Genomic DNA, 2,151 nt, shown 5'->3' with positions numbered 1-2,151 from the left:
GGGATTGGAAGCTGTTCGTAAAAGACCAGGGATGTATATCGGTTCAACAAACAGCAAAGGCCTTCACCACCTGGTATGGGAAATTGTCGACAATAGTATTGACGAAGCCCTCGCCGGTTATTGTACGGATATCAATATCCAAATCGAGAAAGACAACAGCATCACGGTGATAGATAATGGCCGCGGTATTCCAGTCGGTATTCATGAAAAAATGGGCCGTCCTGCGGTAGAAGTCATTATGACGGTGCTTCATGCTGGAGGAAAATTTGACGGAAGCGGTTATAAAGTGTCTGGAGGATTGCACGGTGTAGGTGCGTCAGTCGTAAACGCGCTTTCAACCGAGCTTGTGGTGACGGTACACCGTGACGGTAAAATCCACCGTCAAACCTATAAACGCGGAGTTCCGGTTTCAGACCTTGAAATCATTGGCGAGACAGATCATACAGGAACGACGACACATTTTGTCCCTGATCCTGAGATTTTCACAGAAACAACTGAGTATGATTATGATCTGCTTGCGAACCGCGTGCGCGAATTAGCCTTTTTGACAAAAGGCGTAAACATCACGATTGAAGATAAACGTGAAGGACAAGAGCGCAAAAATGAGTACCATTACGAAGGCGGAATTAAAAGTTATGTAGAGTATTTAAACCGATCTAAAGAAGTTGTCCATGAAGAGCCGATTTACATTGAAGGCGAAAAGGACGGCATTACGGTTGAAGTGGCTTTACAATACAATGACAGCTACACAAGCAACATTTACTCATTTACAAATAACATTAACACGTATGAAGGCGGTACCCACGAAGCGGGCTTTAAAACGGGTCTGACTCGTGTTATCAACGATTACGCCAGAAAAAAAGGGCTTATTAAAGAAAATGATCCAAACCTAAGCGGAGATGACGTAAGAGAAGGGCTGACCGCGATTATTTCAATCAAACACCCTGATCCGCAGTTTGAGGGCCAAACGAAAACAAAGCTAGGCAACTCAGAAGCGCGGACGATCACCGATACGTTATTTTCTACGGCAATGGAAACATTTATGCTGGAAAATCCAGACGCGGCCAAAAAAATTGTCGATAAAGGTTTAATGGCGGCAAGAGCAAGAATGGCTGCGAAAAAAGCCCGTGAATTAACACGCCGCAAGAGTGCTTTGGAAATTTCAAACCTTCCCGGTAAGTTAGCGGACTGCTCTTCAAAAGACCCGAGCATCTCCGAGTTGTATATCGTAGAGGGTGACTCTGCCGGAGGATCTGCTAAACAGGGCCGCGACAGACATTTCCAAGCCATTTTGCCGCTTAGAGGTAAAATCCTGAACGTTGAAAAAGCCAGACTGGATAAAATCCTTTCTAACAACGAAGTTCGCTCTATGATTACAGCGCTCGGCACAGGTATCGGGGAAGATTTCAACCTGGAGAAAGCCCGTTACCACAAAGTTGTCATTATGACAGATGCCGACGTTGACGGCGCGCATATCAGAACACTGTTGTTAACGTTCTTTTACAGATATATGCGCCAAATTATCGAAAATGGCTACGTGTACATTGCGCAACCGCCGCTCTATAAGGTTCAACAGGGGAAACGTGTTGAATATGCATACAATGACAAGGAGCTTGAAGATCTGTTAAAAACGCTGCCTCAAACGCCTAAGCCGGGATTGCAGCGTTATAAAGGTCTTGGTGAAATGAATGCCACCCAGCTATGGGAAACAACCATGGACCCTAGCTCTAGAACACTTCTTCAGGTAACTCTTGAAGATGCTATGGATGCGGATGAGACATTTGAAATGCTGATGGGCGACAAAGTAGAACCGCGCCGAAACTTCATAGAAGCGAATGCGAGATACGTTAAAAATCTTGACATCTAATCATAAAAAGCCTTATTTCCAATTAGAAATAAGGCTTTTTTCTGAACAAGATCAGCTGCAGTAATGCTTGCAATACCTATATATTCTAGCAATTTAATGTGTATAATCATAAGTTTATTGATATAATGGAGAATAGTGAAATCGTATTGAAGGTCATAATGGACAATCTACTCCCACATATTTCATGTGATACTTCAGGGAGGTTTTTTAATGAGTGAACAAAACACACCACAAGTTCGTGAAATAAATATCAGTCAGGAAATGCGTACGTCCTTCTTGGATTA

At 43.4% G+C, this 2,151-nt stretch carries 2 protein-coding genes; both read left to right on the top strand.

Translation table 11 applies throughout. The features are described from left to right. Window positions 1-1,867 (top strand): DNA topoisomerase (ATP-hydrolyzing) subunit B (gene gyrB, locus RAC86_RS38045; RefSeq protein ID WP_377886891.1); only part of this gene is annotated, 1,867 nt, incomplete at its 5' end. A 210-nt stretch (window positions 1,868-2,077) separates the two neighbouring features. Then, on the top strand, window positions 2,078-2,151 hold a 74-nt coding region (locus RAC86_RS38040; protein WP_377886892.1), incomplete at its 3' end, for a hypothetical protein.

This window comes from Bacillus sp. LR_5, from assembly GCF_042709275.1.
This window is presented reverse-complemented; position numbering and strand designations above follow the sequence as displayed.